Below are 13,192 nucleotides of genomic sequence, written 5' to 3' on the forward strand. Positions count from 1 at the left end.
GACCGCGATGCCCCACCCGCTCACATCCCCACCTCCCCAGCCGTCCCCCTCCCCGCACCGTCGCCCCGGCCTCGCCTTCGCGGTGATCAACGGATCGACCTTCGCCGTCCACGTCCTGCTCGTCTGCACCACCGACGTCATGGCCGCTCCCCACCGTGGCGGGACCGGATTCGGCGTGACCGCGCTCCTTCTCCAGACGGTGCTGCTGGTCGTCACGGCGGCGCGCTTCGACCGGTCTGCGGACGTACCGGCCGCCCAGGGGGACATCCCGGCGGAGTCCCGCCCCGCGACTCCCGACCAGGGCGGACACTTCACGGCCCGTACGAGGGGAGGGTGGTGATGGCACCGGACGTCCTGCTCGCCGCACCGGGACCGCTCGACCTCGGCAACCGGACACTGATCTTCGGGTGCTTCGTGACCTTCATCGTGCCCGTCCTGTTCCTCTGCGTCCTCAGCGGTCCCCCGAGGGACCGCGTCAACGACTTCTACACGGCGGGCCGCACCCTGCGTCCCCTGCGCGGCGCCCTCGTCCTCTCCGGCGTCTACCTCTCCTCCGCCACCGTCCTCGGCACCACGGGCAGCGTCGCGGTCTACGGCTACGACGGCCTGTTCATCGCCCTGTGCACCGTCCTCTCGCTCGGGGTGCTCCTGCTGCTCGCCCGCCCCCTGCGCCGGCGGGCGGGTTACACCCTGGGGGACACGTTCGCTCTGCACGCTCCCGGGCGGGCGACCCGGATCGCCGTCGCCGTGGTCACCCTGAGCACCTGCGTCCCCTACCTCGTCGTGCAGCTCTCCGGGGCCGGCGTGACCACCGCGGCGCTGCTCGGACTGTCCGGCCCCGGCGTCGAGAAGACCGCCGTCGTGATGATCGGCACCCTCGTCGTCTGCACCACGGCGTTCGGCGGGATGCGCGGCACCGTCACCATCCAGGTGATCAAGACGGTGGTCCTGCTCTGCATGGCCCTGGCCGTCACCGTCGTCCTGCTCCACCGCTTCCACTGGAGCACCGACGCGCTCATCGACGCCGCCCGTCAGGGAAGCGGCCGGCCCGCCGCCTACCTGCGCCCGGGACTGCGCTTCGCCGGCAGCGCCGAACCCACCCTCGACTTCGTCGGCCTCGTCCTCACCATCGTGCTCGGGGTGGCCTGCCTGCCCCATGTCGCCACCCAGCTCGGCACGGCGCCCGACGAGGCCGACGCCCGCCGCACGGTGCGTCACACCATCACGATCGTCGGCGCGTTCTGCTGCGCCACGGTGCTCATGGGGTTCGCGGCCGCGGCCCTGATCGGGACGCCGGCGATCCTGACCGCCGATCCCGGAGCCAACGGCGCGCTGGTGATGGCCGCCGGCGAACTGGCCGGCGGCTCGTCCACCGACGCCGGCGGGGCCCTGCTCATCGTCCTGGTCGCCTCCGGGGTCTTCCTCACCACGCTGGCGGTCGTCGCGAGCGTCACCCTGGCCGCGGCCGGCACCATCGCGCACGACCTCTACACGCACGCGTTGCGCCAAGGGCGGACGACCGAGGGCCGCGAAGTGGCCGCCGCGCGCGTGGGGTCCGCCGTCGTCGGACTGCTGAGCATCACGCTGGCCGTCTGGTTCCAGGGATGGAACATCCAGTTCCTGACCGCCCTCTCCCTGGCGGTGGCGGCGTCCACCCTGCTCCCGGCGCTCGTGTACGCGTTCCGCTGGAGGCGGTACAACCGGCGCGGACTGCTCTGGACCCTGTACGGCGGACTGGGCTGCGCGGTCGGGCTCTTCGCGTCCGGCCCCGTCACGTCCGGCAACCCCCTCGCGCTGTTCCCCGACCGGCACTTCGACTGGTTCCCGCTCCAGACGGTCGTCCTGGTGTCGATACCCGCCGCCTTCTTCCTGGGCTGGATCGGCAGCATCGCCGGCACCGGCACCGGCGGCCACGGCAGGAAGCGCACGGAGCGGATGGAGCGGACGGAACAGGTGTCGGCAGGGTGGGTGACGCAGGCACCGGAACGGGAGGCCCCGGGCCACAGCCGGACGTGAGCCGGGTCGACTCCACGGCCCGGTTCGCGTCGGAACACGCGCGTCCCACTGCCCGGGCCGGGACCTCGGATTCCCGGCCCGAGGCGGGGTCGCACGGCCTGTCCGGGGCCGGGGCGGGCCGCCGCTCCTCCGGCTTCCCGGCAGGCGTTTCCCCTCCGGACCAGCGGGAAGGCGAAGGGGAGCTGCTGCGAAAGGGTGGACATGAGCACGCGAGAGAAGGCGAAGGCCCAACTGGAGCAGATCGTCGGGAAGGTCATGCGCAAGGTGGCGCACCTGACGGGCAAGAGGAACACCGGTGCCAAGGGCGCGGCCCTGCAGGCCCGCGGCAAGGCCCGGCAACTGAAGGAGAAGGGCAAGGACCGCATCGGACTCTGATGCGGCGCCGACGTCGCGCCCCCCCCCGTGGCCGACCGTCCTCACGAAATCCCGACGCGACCGTCACCGTCACTTCACGATCGCGTGGAGTGACGGAGCCCGCCCGGGTCAGAAGCGCAGGGACGCACGCACCCGACGCCTGAAGCCGGAGAACACCGTGCCCCAGTCCGCCTCCGCCGGCCTTCCGCCCGCGCAGACGCTCACCCAGACGATGACCACCGAACTCCTCACCGGTCTGCGGCCGGTGCGGATCGACACCACGCTCAGCTACTGCTCCCGAGCCCCGTTCACCGTGGGCATCGCCTTCCACATCCTGGGCGGGGACGTCACGGTCTGGCGTGTCGACCGCGACATGATCACCGCGGGTGCCCACACCCCCACCGGCGGAGGCGACCTCCACCTTCGACCCACCGGCGGAGGCAAAGTCCTGCTGCGCCTGGGCCCGCCCGGTGACACCGCGACCGTTCTGGCGAACCGCGACCATCTGGTGGAGATGGTGCGCCAGACGTACGTACTGGTCCCGCCGGGCAGCGAGAGCGCGCACATCGACTGGCAGCCGTTCATCGACCACCTCGACGGCTGACGGGGTTCCGGCGCCAGCCGGCGCCGTCCGCCCCCGGAACCTCCCCAGGACCCTCGACGCGGGCGGGCCGACGCAAGAAGACCCCGGTGCCGTGGCTGTACCCGTACCCGTTGGGGGCGTCTTGCCGATCTTGCCGGGCTCGCGGTGTGCTGCGACTCCGTCTCCGGCGTTGTCGTCGGTCGGCATGGCTCCGCCATGCCTCTCTCCTCCGCCTTGGATCCGAAGCCCCAGGACACCGCTCACTGACCCGGCCTGATCGGCAAGACACCCCTAGGGCGTGTTGCGAAAGTACCGACGTCCGCCCGAAGGGCGGGCCTCGCGGCGTCTGGTGCGTGCGATCGCAAGGCGGAGGGTCGCCCTCGTACTGGGCGTACTCGGACGATCCCGACAACGCGGCGAGCGTGCGTGCCAGGCGTCGCGAGGCAGGCGGGACTTTCGCAACACGCCCTAGCGCCATGCCGAACGCCCCCGCGTGCACGAAGCACGCGGGGGCGTCCGCTCCGGGCTCCCGAGAGAGCCCGGAGGACCGACGAGGGGTTCGAGAAGGTCAGCCGTGTCGCATGTCGTCGGGGTCGATCGGGAGAGACCCCGGTGTCGCCTGCGGTCCGCCCATCTGCGGACGGCCCGCGTCGGTCCCGCCCGGGGAGATCCGGCCGCGCCACCCGCCGCTCTCGCGGCCGCGCTCCTCGATGAAGCCCTTGAACCGCTTCAGGTCGCCCTTGACCCGCCGGTCGAGCATCCCGAGCGCGTCACCGGCCTTCTCCGCCATGCCCTCGGGCTCGAAGTCCATGGCCAGACTCACCCGCGTGTGCGCGGGGTCGAGCTGCTGGAAGGTGACGACACCCTTCTGCCGCACATCACCGGCGACCGTGCGCCACGAGATGCGCTCGTCCGGCAGCTGGTCGACGATCTCGGTGTCGAACTCCCGCTTGACCCCGGCGATCTTCGTCCTCCAGTGGCAGTGCTCGTCGTCGAGTTGCCGGACGTCCTCGACGCCTTCCATGAAGCTCGGGAAGTCCTCGAACTGCGTCCACTGGTTGTAGACGTGGTGCAGGGGGACGTCGACGTCGATGGTTTCCTTCACCATGCTCATGAGTGTCTCCTCCTTCGCGGCTCTGCCGCTCATTCGGTCTCACTGCGCCGCGTACCCGGACCGGAGGGACTCATTCACACATGATGCTCGCGGCCACCCGGCAAGATCGACAAAACAGCCCTAGCATCTCCCTCGTGACGGAGTTCCTCGACAGTCCCCTGGACCGCGAATCGGTGGTGGCGTTCGTCCGCGAGCACGGGGACGGCGTGCTCTCGACGCTCGGGCCCCTGGGTGCTCCGCAGTCGGCCTACCTCACACTGGCGATCACCGACGGCGGCGAACTCGTGCTGGACGCCCGGGAGGTCTCGCGCAAGGTGGCCAACCTGCGCCGGGACGGCCGCGTGGCCGTGGTCGTCGGTGGCCGGGAGGGGGTGACGCTCCAGCTGGAAGGGCTGGCCGACATCCCGTCCGGTGAAGAACGAGAGCGGTGCGCCGACGCCTACGAGGCCGCCTTCCCCCAGTTCGCTTCCTCCCTCCATGACCCCGGGATCGTCGTCGTGCGCGTGAGGATCGCGTGGGCGCGGCTCGGTGACTTCCGGACTCCCGCCGCGGTCATGCGGGAGACCTCCGGGCCGTGGTGAGCGTTCCGGCCCGCACGCGTCCGTGAGCGGCCCTCGGGTGTACGGGCTGCCACCGAGGGCCTTGTCCGGACACCCGGCGCTCTCGTCCGAGCCGCACGGCGCCCGGCAGGATTGGCCGCCACCCGAAGCGGGCAACCGCACTCGGTGACCAGGAACTCCCCGCCCGCCACCACCCCCGACGGCCACTACGTCGTCATCGACGGCCGGCGTTGGCGTGCCACCGACCCCTCGGTGCCCGACGACGCCCGGGCCCGGCTGCGGGTCCACCTCATGGCGGCGCGCAGGGCGGTCGCACAGGCCCGGCGGGCTCACGACCCGGAAGCCGAGGGCGCCGCACGGAAGCGCGTACAGCAGGCGAAAGTCGCCCTCGGTGAGCGCGGCACGCCGTGGTGGGAGCAGAGCCCGGCCGAGCGGGAGGCGCGCCGGCGCGACGGTCTGGCCGCGCTGGACGACTGACCCACGAGGGCCGGCGACCCGCGGGACCGCGGACCCCGCCGACCCGGTCCTCATCGTCCGAGCTCGTCGGGGCGGCCCCCGGCACGGCCCGACCCGGACGGACACCCCATCCTCAGACGCTGAAAGGCACCGCATGAGCATTCTGGAGAACGCGGAACCCACCGATGACATCGGTCAGGAGACCCGTGACGATGTGCAGGCACGCAAGCAGCGCCTTCGCCGGCGGCTGGAGCGCCTGATCGGCATCGCGGCCACCGAAGGCAACGAACTCCTGCCGCTGCGCAACGGCGATGCGATCTTCCCCGCCATGCTCGGCGCGATACGCGGAGCCGAGCACACCATCGACATGATGACCTTCGTGTACTGGCGCGGCCAGATCGCCCGCGACTTCGCCGACGCGCTCGCCGACCGGGCCCGGGACGGAGTGCGGGTGCGCCTGCTGCTCGACGGCTTCGGCGCCAAGGAGATCGAACCGAGCCTGCTCGATGCCATGGAGAGCGCCGGGGTACAGGTCGCCTGGTTCCGCAGACCGATGTGGCTGTCGCCGCTCAAGCAGAACCACCGCTGCCACCGCAAGGCCCTCATCGTCGACGAGGACACCGCCTTCACCGGAGGCGTGGGCATCGCCGAGGAATGGTGCGGTGACGCCCGCGGCCCCGGCGAGTGGCGAGACACCCACGTGCAGGTCCGCGGCCCGGCCGTGGACGGAATCGCCGCCGCCTTCGCGCAGAACTGGGCCGAGTGCCACGACGAACTGTTCGACGACCGCGACCGGTTCACCGAACACGCCCAGGTCGGGACCTCGACCGTGCAGGTCGTGCGCGGCTCGGCCAGTTTCGGCTGGCAGGACATGCAGACCCTCATCCGCGTGATGCTGACCTCGGCCGAACAGCGCTTCCGCCTGGCCACCGCCTACTTCGCCCCGGACACCTACTTCATCGACCTGCTGTGCGCCACCGCCCGTCGCGGCGTCACGGTGGAGGTCCTGCTCCCCGGCCCCCACACCGACCAGCGCGCGTGCCAGCTCGCCGGGCAGCACCACTACTCCCGCCTGCTGGAGGCGGGCGTGTCCATCCGGCAGTACCAGCCCACGATGATGCACGCCAAGATCATCACCGTCGACGGCGTGGCGTCACTGATCGGTTCCACCAACTTCAACCGCCGCTCCATGGACCACGACGAGGAGGTGATGCTCGCCGTCCTGGACGAGGATTTCACCGCCACACTCGATCAGGACTACGACGCGGACCTCGAACGCAGCGTGACGATCGACCCGCGGCGCTGGAGGCGGAGGGCGGCCGTGCAGCGGCTGCGGGAGGCGGCGGTCGTGCCCATCAGACGCTTCCTGTAGACCCCGCACACGGATGCGGTCCGGCGCCCCAGGGGGGAGGGGAACGCCGGACCTGCACAGCGACTGCCCCGGTCCGGCCGGTCCACACCCCGATCGGACCGAAAGGATGCGGGTCGACGGCAGAGTCGTCCCGTCGTGTGTGTGGTCACCGGTGGATCAGGAATCGCCCTGGTGCGGCCCGGCCTCGTGGGCGCAGGTCACGGCAGACGCGCTGGTCGTGCGGATGCGCATGCGGCGCAGGAGGTCACGGGTGGTGCGTGCGTGGGATGTGCTGCGCCAGGTGATTCCCGGGTGGCGGGAGCGCAGGTGCGAGAGCGCCCGGGTGCCCAGGCCGGTGCTGTGGAAGCGCTCCTCGATGTCGACGGCGGTGATGACCCCCTCGGCGCAGTCGGCACAGATCCGGTAGTGGACCTGGCCGACGACCTGCCGGATGTGGACGAGCAGCAGCCGTTCCTCGCCGGGCCCGGACGCTCCCGGGATGTGCGTGGACAGGAAGTCGATCGCCCGGTAGGCAAGGATCCGGCGTCGGAGCCGGCCACGGAGCCGGCCCGGACGTGAGTGCCTGGGGCCGCTGTGGCCAGGTGTCGATGTGCCCGCCGTGGAGGCGGGCCCGAACAGGGTGCTCGTGGGACGTGCGTGTTGTCCGCGCATGGGACCCGTGTGCCCCGGCCATGGATCCGTACCCGTCCCGTACCGTACCCGTTCGCGTTCCGCACGCATCGGTACGGCCTGCCGGTCGCTCTGCTACGGGCTACGGGCTACGGGCTACGGGCTACGGGCTACGGGACGCGGGACGCGGGACGCGGGACCCGAGGCCGCCGCCGGCCGTGCGGGGCCGCGCCGCCGGTCTCGTGCCGCCGTGCGCCGCCGCGGGAGGTTCAGCGGCTGATCTCCATGGCGGCCAGGCCCTTCGCCAGGTCCTCGCCGTTCATCACCGGGGTGTACGAGATCTTCGCGCCCAGCTCCAGGAAGAAGGGCTCCGCCGTCTTCGGCATGTCGGCGGACTCGGCCAGGTCGAAGAAGATGTAGGCCGTCCGGCTGCCGTTCTCGGTGGTGAAGTACGCGGCTTCGGGGCGTATCGCCTCCATCGCCTTCTCCACCGTCTTCTGGAGCGTGCCCTGCCTGATGGCCTCGTTGGACGTCTGCGTGTCCATTTGGACCTTCAACAACATACGCATGATGGCGGCCTTTCTCGGCCCGGGCAGGCGCTGCCAGAGGCGCGCGGTTCACACCCGGAGGCCCGTACCTCCAGCGTCTCTCCATCCCGTCGCGGGGACCAGTCGGCGACCCGGGCGGGGAAGGAGGAGCCCCGGCCGGGAAGGGGGAACCCGGCCGGGGCTGCGCGGCGTCAGCGTCCGGGGCACTCCTTCCATGCGAGGTGGTAGACGGTGCTGATGTCGCCGTCGGTGGAGTCCATGGTCATGTAGCTGGTGGTGGCCGGGTTCGACGTGCCGGCGTTCACCCGGAGTTCGGTGTTGATGTTGAAGTTCCGCTGCACACCGCACGGCGCCCACACGAGCTGCGCCCAGTCGGTGTCGTCGGTGGCCTGCCAGTTGTCCTCGTACGGGCCCCGGAAGGTGTGCGTCCGGGACGCGGTGTTCGGCGAGCCCTGGAAGTAGTACGACGCCTTCTCGGTGCTGCTCGCACCGGGGCGGAGTGACGCGTAGCCCCGGTAGTCGGCGCTGGCGATCGCGTAGGTGAAGCCCTGGGGCACGTGCACCAGAAGGTTGAGCTGGCAGTTCCTGCGGGCCGCCGTCGGGGAGGAGTCGCCGCCCACCTGGGCCAGGTACTCGCTGTACGTGACGGTGAAGGCCGTGTTGTCCTCGGACACGGCGATGGCTGCGGTGCCGAGGGGGCAGCCGGACCCGTTCACGGTGGCGATGTCGATGACGATCCTGTCCGGAGGCGGGTCGACGATCGACGACGGGCCTGCTTGCGCGGGCAGGGCCGAGGCGAACAGAGCGGCTATCGCTCCGCTGACCAGCAGGGGGACTCTCATGGTTCTCCCATCCAGTGCTTCGGTGCCGGGCGAGCGCGGGCGCACGGGTGCGCCCGGTCGCGGGGCGGGGGGTGCGGCGCGCCACCTGGGCGGCCGTCACGGACCTGGTGCGATGGATCGAGGACATCGAGGGTGCGAAGGGGTAGTGCAACCGACAACGGTTGAAGCATCATGTACATGTCAGGCACTGTCCCCGGGCGCCCCGCCGGTGCGGGCGGGGGTGGTCGAATGCTAGAAGCCCTGGCGCGCCGGTACACGTGGTCGCCCGGCCAACTATGGCCTGGTGAAAGGGCTTTCCTTTGGCTCGGAACAGCGGGTGACGCCCCTGGCGTCCCACGTGTACCGGGCGTCCCATGTGCCCCTCGACGGATCAGCGGGCGCGGCGCCGTGAGCCCGGAGACATCGACGGGACGCTCCTCGGGAGCTCGGGCGGTCGCCGCCCCCGTGCCCCGCGCCGGCGGGGGACACTGGAGGAGTGACGGACGGCGAACGGCAGACCGAACGGCGCTTGGAGCGGGCCATCCTGGAGCTGCTGGACCGTCGTGCCCCGAGCGCGACGATCTGTCCCTCCGACGCCGCGCGGGCGGTGTACAAGGGAGACGGGGACGGCTGGCGCGACCTGATGGAACCGGCCCGCCGAGCGGCCCGGCGGCTGGTCGAGGCCGGCGAGGTGGAGATCACCCAGAACGGCCGCCCGGTCGAGCCGGCGAAGGCCCGCGGCCCGATCCGTATCCGCCGGACCCGCTGACACTCCACCAGCGGACCTCCCGTGCGGCCCGCCTCCGCGGCCCGCCCCCCTCTACGGCCCCGCCGCCCCGCGCCCCCAGGTGCCCGTGCCCGGTGGCCGGGCGTCGTCAGACCTGCGGCGGGGCGGGCTCGCGGACGAGTTCCGAGGCGTCCGGGAGCAGCGAGGTCAGCTCCTGCCAGATCCGCTTCGGGGCGACGCGCCTCAGCCGGAACGGGCTGCCCGCGTCGGCCCCGCCCTCCGTCATCGGCTCGGCGGGCAGCTCCCGCAGCCACGAGCCGAGCGGACCGCAGTCCCAGGCGGAGACCGTGCGGGCCGCCACACCCCGCACACCGCCCTCGCGTCCCTGCCAGGCGGCGGTCATACGCCAGTTGGCGCGCAGCTCCACGATCAGCTCCGCGAGCCGGGCGGCGCCGGCGTCCGTCGCGCCCGCCGCGCCGAGTGCCGCGGAGACCGCGGTCCGCTCCTCCGTGCCGGGTGTGCCCGCTGCCTTCTCCAGGGCCGCGAGCCCCGCCTCCAGAGCGCCCACGGTCGTCTCCACGACCTCCTCCTCGTCGGGCTCCGCGCCTCCCGACTGCCGTAGACCGACGAGGTCGGCGAGCGTCCACACGACCGTCCTCGGCTCCACGAGCCGGTACTCCGCCTCCTCCTGGCCCGGCCAGGTCTCGTGGCAGACGACGTGGTCGTCGCCGATCAACAGCCCGTGGTGAAGGGTGCCCTGCCGGCCTCCCGCCTCCAGGGAGACGATCACCGACGGCTGGACGAGGGTCCGCATGAGGGGCAGCAGGAGCGCGGACAGTTCCCCGGCGTCGTTCGTGAGACCACAGTCCCGCAGCCGTGCCGCGGCGGGCGCCATGGACTCCGGGACCGGCCGGCCGGTCGCGAGCCGGGCGAGGACGAGGACGTCGTCGTCGGACAGCCGGAAACGGGATCGGGTCACGTCGAAGGAAGGCATCAGTCGCTCACTCGGTAGGGCGGGCAGGGTGGGCAGGGCGGGCAGCGCGGGAATCAGGGGCGGCAGGGTGGAACGGCAGGGTGCAATCGGCGGACGGAGAGAGGGGCGGGGCTTGCGGGTCGGGCAGTACGGGACCGGATCGCGGCGGAGGACCGGTACCGGGTCAGTACTGCGACTCGGCCCAGAAGTGGGTGACGCGGGAGATGCCCGCCTTCACCGCACCGACCCGCGTGAGCGTCGAGCGGTCGACGCCGGCGAAGATCAGCCCGAGCGCCAGGTCTCCGCCCTCGGCCCGCCCCGCGACCCGGACGGAGAGCCGGCGGCGGCTCCCGCGCCCCGACTCGCGGACGGTGACGGTGACGCCGGGGTCCTCCTCGTCGGGCAGGCGGGTCAGCACGTAGCCGCGCTTGTCGAGGGCCGCGAGCCGGTAGTGGTCGCCGGCGTACCGCATGGCCAGGGCGCGCTGTTCGAGGGTGGCGCCGAAACGGTTCCGGTTCACGTACACGACGCGGTCGCCGACCCGGAGCGTGGACCGGTTCAGGGTCGGCAGCCTGATCCCCTCCACGTGCATCCCGCGTGACTCGAAGGACGCGGTCGGGAGCAGGCCGCCGCGCACCTCCGAGACGATCGACTCGGGCGAGGTGCGGGGGAGCGGGCAGGTCAGCGTGATCTCGCCGAACTCCGGCGAGACCCCCTTCCAGCCCGCGCGGTGGTCGTGACGGTTCCCTTCCTTCCACGCGTGGAGGTCGAACGGTGTGACAGCGGTGTGCATGCGGGCTTCCCAGGGTGTCTGCTCAAAGGATCAGTCGGACGGGTCGGACGGGTAGGACGGGTCGGTCGGACGGACGGGTCAGAGGGCTGGGGCTGAGGGGTCGGTCGGACGGCTCGGCCGGCGAGCTCGGTCGAACGGCTCAGTCGAACGGGTTGAGCGCACTGCCCAGTTTCCTCGCGCCGTCCGCGATCCCGGAGCCGACATCGGAGGCGGTGTCGCCGATCCAGTCCCCGGCCTCCTCCAGACCCTTGCCGATGGCTTCGTGGTTGTCCCAGACCAGTGCTCCGGCATAGACGACACCCGTGCCGACGGCGAGTCCGAGGGTGACCGGGTTCGGGGCCACCGTCAGCGCCGTCATCGACGCGCTGAAGGCGGTCCCACTGAGGTCCGAGGCGAACTTCGCCGGGTCGGCCTTGATCATGTCCGTGTCGTACGTGGCGAGGTTGGCCACTCCGTACGCGGTGGCGGCCACGCCGCCGACGACGCCGGCACCGCGCAGCCAGCCGGCCGCCTTCGCCGCGTTGGCGAGGCCGCCGTTCTGCGCCACCTTCACGAGGTCGGCCTCGGCCGCGGTCGGCAGGAAGAAGGCGCCGTTGCGCAGGGAACCGCCGAACATGGCGGCCTCGTCGGAGCCGGTCAGGGCGGTGGCGAGACCCGGCGGCACCTTGCTGAGCATGCTGCCCGGAGCCGCCCCGGCCAGGCGCATGTTGAACTGCCGGGACAGGAAGGTGCCGGGCGCGGTCGGATGGACGAAGGGCGGCCGGAGCGCCTTGGACAGCTTGTACGAGTACAGGCCGGCCGCGGTCAGGGCGCTCGCGAACGCGCCGGCCGTGATCGTGCCCTTGGTGAACTTGGCTACCAGATCGGCCAGTTGCTCGTTGCCGGTGAGCCTCGCGAGGCCGTCGCGCTGCAGTCGCCGGACGTAGTCGTCGAGCGTCTCGTCGTCACGCATCCCGAGCCAGGCGAGGCTCGTCCGGACGTCCTGGGCCTTGTCGTCGGCCGTGGCGACCCGGCCCGCGTCGCCGTTGAAGCCGGTGCCGAGCGTCCCGTCGCCCTTGTTGCCGTACCCGTCCCGGACCACGGCCTCCAGGTCCTTCTTCAGGTCCTGGTCCGCGACGTCGAAGGCCTTGACGCAGGCCTCCAGGTGTTCCGCCCACGACGCCTCGGCGTCCCGGACGCTCTGGGCGCCGTCCGGATCGTGGTGCAGCGCGCTGCGCTCCTGCGGCGTGAGGCGGCCGTGGTCGTACGCGACCCTGCCCTGTTCGGAGACCTTCATGCCGGCCGCCACGGCGTCGGCGCGTGCGCTCTCCAACTGCTTCCTGAGCCGCGTGAACTGTTCGTGTGCGTTGCGCAGCAGGGTCGCGGTGGCCTTGGCCTGCGTCTGCGCCGCCCGGTACTCGTAGCGCGTGGCGGCGAAGAGGGTGTGGGCGGCGGTCGCGCTCTCGCCCAGCCAGGCCGGGGCCGTCGGCAGCGACTGGACGCTGTCGCGGTAGCGCTCCTCGACCTTGTGCAGTTCACCCGCCGTCTCGTCCCACTTGTCGGCGGCGTCGGCGAGCTTGTCCAGGTCGGTGGCCATGATCTCGGCGTACGTCGGCACGGTCCGCCCCCTCAGTACCGGTCGATGCACGAGGACGGTCCGACACCCGCGATACGGGTACGGGTGTCCAGCTCCTGGCGGCCGAAGGCGACCGCTGTGCCGCGCAGGGCGTCCCTCTCGGTGGCGAGCCGGGCGAGGAGCGTCCTGACCTGCTTGTCCCAGGTGGCCTCGACGGTCTTCAGGCCGCTCGCGGTCGCCCAGCCGTCGAAGCCGGCGACGGCCTCCGCGGTGGCGGCGTCGGCGCACCGGGCGGCCTTGCCGGTGCGGGGCTCCAGTTCGGTCTCGATCGTGTGGGCCGCGGCCTTCTTCTTCGCCGGTGCGGTGGCGAGATCGGGTGCTCCGCCCGCCGGTCCGGTGGCGCCGCCCGGATCGGTCCCGGCCGGCCCCGTGGCGCCGTGGGTTCGTGCCGGTGCGCCGGACCGGATGCCGGCCCAGTCCTCGTCAAAACCCATACCGCTTGCCCCCATGAAAAATGATCATCACTTTGCAGGTGCATCGTATGGTTCCGGGGTGGCGGCCGGGACGCAAGGTCACGCCGTGATCCTCCGCAGGAGCCACCCATTCCGGCACCGGGGCCGGTTGCCCGCGCCCGGGCGATCGCCGTCCTTCTCGCCGCGTTCGGCCGAGGGCGGACGGCGGCAGGGGGCCCGGCGCGGCTCGGGTCGACGG

General features: G+C 72.0%; 16 protein-coding genes. 8 read left to right on the forward strand and 8 right to left on the reverse strand.

Features of this window, described 5'->3' with window-relative positions; translation table 11 throughout:
- Positions 1–7: 7 nt before the first annotated feature.
- The 4 genes from ACE1OA_RS33340 (at position 8) to ACE1OA_RS33355 (ending at position 2,974) form a co-directional block, all read left to right on the forward strand.
- Positions 8–340 (forward strand): hypothetical protein, encoded by a 333-nt coding sequence (locus ACE1OA_RS33340; RefSeq protein WP_356601487.1) that lies wholly within the window; start codon positions 8–10, stop codon positions 338–340.
- The gene (locus tag ACE1OA_RS33345) at positions 340–2,016 is read left to right on the forward strand and encodes a cation acetate symporter (RefSeq protein WP_432753872.1); all 1,677 of its coding nucleotides are present in this window, start codon (positions 340–342) and stop codon (positions 2,014–2,016) included. The genes ACE1OA_RS33340 and ACE1OA_RS33345 overlap by 1 nt, the downstream gene beginning before the upstream one ends.
- A 201-nt stretch (positions 2,017–2,217) precedes the next feature.
- A complete protein-coding gene (locus ACE1OA_RS33350) occupies positions 2,218–2,391 on the forward strand; it encodes a hypothetical protein (RefSeq protein WP_356601485.1) in 174 nt (57 codons plus the stop codon).
- Between the two features lie 157 nt (positions 2,392–2,548).
- Positions 2,549–2,974, forward strand: a complete 426-nt coding sequence (locus ACE1OA_RS33355) for an SsgA family sporulation/cell division regulator (RefSeq protein ID WP_356601484.1) — start codon at positions 2,549–2,551, stop codon at positions 2,972–2,974.
- Between the two features lie 547 nt (positions 2,975–3,521).
- Here the strand turns inward: ACE1OA_RS33355 and ACE1OA_RS33360 are convergent.
- Positions 3,522–4,067, reverse strand: a complete 546-nt coding sequence (locus ACE1OA_RS33360; RefSeq protein WP_356601483.1) for an SRPBCC family protein — start codon at positions 4,065–4,067, stop codon at positions 3,522–3,524.
- A 134-nt stretch (positions 4,068–4,201) separates the two neighbouring features.
- Between ACE1OA_RS33360 and ACE1OA_RS33365 the strand changes: the two genes are divergently transcribed.
- The 3 genes from ACE1OA_RS33365 (at position 4,202) to ACE1OA_RS33375 (ending at position 6,455) form a co-directional block, all read left to right on the forward strand.
- Positions 4,202–4,648, forward strand: coding sequence for a pyridoxamine 5'-phosphate oxidase family protein (locus ACE1OA_RS33365; RefSeq protein ID WP_356601482.1), 447 nt, complete (start codon positions 4,202–4,204; stop codon positions 4,646–4,648).
- 144 nt (positions 4,649–4,792) lie between these two features.
- Positions 4,793–5,104, forward strand: a complete 312-nt coding sequence (locus tag ACE1OA_RS33370; RefSeq protein WP_384872940.1) for a hypothetical protein — start codon at positions 4,793–4,795, stop codon at positions 5,102–5,104.
- Between the two features lie 133 nt (positions 5,105–5,237).
- On the forward strand, positions 5,238–6,455 hold the full coding sequence (locus tag ACE1OA_RS33375; RefSeq protein ID WP_384872937.1) for a phospholipase D-like domain-containing protein: 1,218 nt from the start codon (positions 5,238–5,240) through the stop codon (positions 6,453–6,455).
- A 156-nt stretch (positions 6,456–6,611) separates the two neighbouring features.
- Here ACE1OA_RS33375 and ACE1OA_RS33380 read toward each other — a convergent pair whose 3' ends face one another.
- The 3 genes from ACE1OA_RS33380 to ACE1OA_RS33390 form a co-directional block, all read right to left on the reverse strand.
- Positions 6,612–7,106 carry a hypothetical protein gene (locus ACE1OA_RS33380; protein ID WP_384872934.1) on the reverse strand — a complete coding sequence of 165 codons (495 nt, stop codon included), beginning with the start codon at positions 7,104–7,106 and terminating at the stop codon, positions 6,612–6,614.
- 227 nt (positions 7,107–7,333) lie between these two features.
- A complete protein-coding gene (locus tag ACE1OA_RS33385) occupies positions 7,334–7,633 on the reverse strand; it encodes a hypothetical protein (protein WP_356601478.1) in 300 nt (99 codons plus the stop codon).
- Between the two features lie 170 nt (positions 7,634–7,803).
- A complete protein-coding gene (locus ACE1OA_RS33390) occupies positions 7,804–8,454 on the reverse strand; it encodes a DUF4360 domain-containing protein (RefSeq protein WP_356601477.1) in 651 nt (216 codons plus the stop codon).
- A 475-nt stretch (positions 8,455–8,929) separates the two neighbouring features.
- On the opposite strand from ACE1OA_RS33390, the gene ACE1OA_RS33395 reads away from it, so the two are divergent.
- Complete coding sequence (locus ACE1OA_RS33395; protein WP_432753873.1) at positions 8,930–9,202, forward strand: DUF3253 domain-containing protein; 273 nt, start codon at positions 8,930–8,932, stop codon at positions 9,200–9,202.
- Positions 9,203–9,308: 106 nt separating this feature from the next.
- On the opposite strand, the gene ACE1OA_RS33400 is transcribed toward ACE1OA_RS33395, so the two are convergent.
- The 4 genes from ACE1OA_RS33400 to ACE1OA_RS33415 all read right to left on the reverse strand — a co-directional run bounded on the left by ACE1OA_RS33400 (position 9,309) and on the right by ACE1OA_RS33415 (position 12,975).
- Positions 9,309–10,154 carry a histidine kinase gene (locus ACE1OA_RS33400; RefSeq protein WP_432753874.1) on the reverse strand — a complete coding sequence of 282 codons (846 nt, stop codon included), beginning with the start codon at positions 10,152–10,154 and terminating at the stop codon, positions 9,309–9,311.
- 163 nt (positions 10,155–10,317) lie between these two features.
- On the reverse strand, positions 10,318–10,926 hold the full coding sequence (locus tag ACE1OA_RS33405) for a hypothetical protein (protein ID WP_432753875.1): 609 nt from the start codon (positions 10,924–10,926) through the stop codon (positions 10,318–10,320).
- A gap of 139 nt (positions 10,927–11,065) precedes the next feature.
- A complete protein-coding gene (locus ACE1OA_RS33410; RefSeq protein ID WP_432753876.1) occupies positions 11,066–12,523 on the reverse strand; it encodes a hypothetical protein in 1,458 nt (485 codons plus the stop codon).
- 11 nt (positions 12,524–12,534) lie between these two features.
- Positions 12,535–12,975, reverse strand: a complete 441-nt coding sequence (locus ACE1OA_RS33415) for a hypothetical protein (RefSeq protein WP_384872918.1) — start codon at positions 12,973–12,975, stop codon at positions 12,535–12,537.
- Positions 12,976–13,192 lie beyond the last annotated feature (217 nt).

Origin of the sequence: Streptomyces sp. JL2001 (assembly GCF_050917515.1) — a bacterium.
Lineage (GTDB): Bacteria > Actinomycetota > Actinomycetes > Streptomycetales > Streptomycetaceae > Streptomyces.

Excerpts from the sequence above, each read along its gene's own strand:
- ACE1OA_RS33340 (WP_356601487.1), top strand. The coding sequence starts at position 8 with ATGCCCCACCCGCTCACATCCCCACCTCCCCAGCCGTCCCCCTCCCCG.
- ACE1OA_RS33345 (WP_432753872.1), top strand. The coding sequence starts at position 340 with ATGGCACCGGACGTCCTGCTCGCCGCACCGGGACCGCTCGACCTCGGC.
- ACE1OA_RS33350 (WP_356601485.1), top strand. The coding sequence starts at position 2,218 with ATGAGCACGCGAGAGAAGGCGAAGGCCCAACTGGAGCAGATCGTCGGG.
- ACE1OA_RS33360 (WP_356601483.1), bottom strand. The coding sequence starts at position 4,067 with ATGAGCATGGTGAAGGAAACCATCGACGTCGACGTCCCCCTGCACCAC.
- ACE1OA_RS33375 (WP_384872937.1), top strand. The coding sequence starts at position 5,238 with ATGAGCATTCTGGAGAACGCGGAACCCACCGATGACATCGGTCAGGAG.
- ACE1OA_RS33380 (WP_384872934.1), bottom strand. The coding sequence starts at position 7,106 with ATGCGCGGACAACACGCACGTCCCACGAGCACCCTGTTCGGGCCCGCC.
- ACE1OA_RS33385 (WP_356601478.1), bottom strand. The coding sequence starts at position 7,633 with ATGCGTATGTTGTTGAAGGTCCAAATGGACACGCAGACGTCCAACGAG.
- ACE1OA_RS33390 (WP_356601477.1), bottom strand. The coding sequence starts at position 8,454 with ATGAGAGTCCCCCTGCTGGTCAGCGGAGCGATAGCCGCTCTGTTCGCC.
- ACE1OA_RS33400 (WP_432753874.1), bottom strand. The coding sequence starts at position 10,154 with ATGCCTTCCTTCGACGTGACCCGATCCCGTTTCCGGCTGTCCGACGAC.
- ACE1OA_RS33405 (WP_432753875.1), bottom strand. The coding sequence starts at position 10,926 with ATGCACACCGCTGTCACACCGTTCGACCTCCACGCGTGGAAGGAAGGG.
- ACE1OA_RS33415 (WP_384872918.1), bottom strand. The coding sequence starts at position 12,975 with ATGGGTTTTGACGAGGACTGGGCCGGCATCCGGTCCGGCGCACCGGCA.